Origin of the sequence: Brumimicrobium salinarum, assembly GCF_002844555.1 — a bacterium.
In the GTDB taxonomy this organism is placed as follows: Bacteria; Bacteroidota; Bacteroidia; order Flavobacteriales_D; family Crocinitomicaceae; genus Brumimicrobium; species Brumimicrobium salinarum.
Map to the genome: position 1 here is coordinate 1 of NZ_PJNI01000028.1, position 306 is coordinate 306.

The 306-nt window shown below is 38.6% G+C and carries 1 protein-coding gene; it reads left to right on the forward strand.

Translation table 11 applies throughout. The annotated features are described in order from the left end of the window. Positions 1-253, forward strand: a 253-nt coding sequence (locus CW751_RS14895; RefSeq protein WP_101335821.1) for a hypothetical protein, incomplete at its 5' end; no start/stop codon positions are given. Between the last annotated feature and the right edge of the window lie 53 nt (positions 254-306).

Here is a 306-nt window from a genome sequence, read left to right on the forward strand (position 1 = left end):
AAAAAAAGTAGAATGTTTAATCGGTCTGCTTCAAAATTTAAAGCGGACCACAAAATTTAGAAATATGTCTGAAGAAAAGTGTTTAGAAGATGAATTGAAAGTAAGCGTCTCAAAGAGACGACCAAAATTCAAAGCAGGAACAGAGTTAGCGAATTCCGTGAATATGGTCGATGTTGATTCGAGTAAAGACGTAACCGAAGAAGCTGAGATCATCAAGATCTCTATTCGGTTGACTGAGAAAACTTGCGTGTAAGCGTAAGTTAAAGATTCAGGTAAGTGGCCACCAAGCAGTAATGCCTGGTGGCT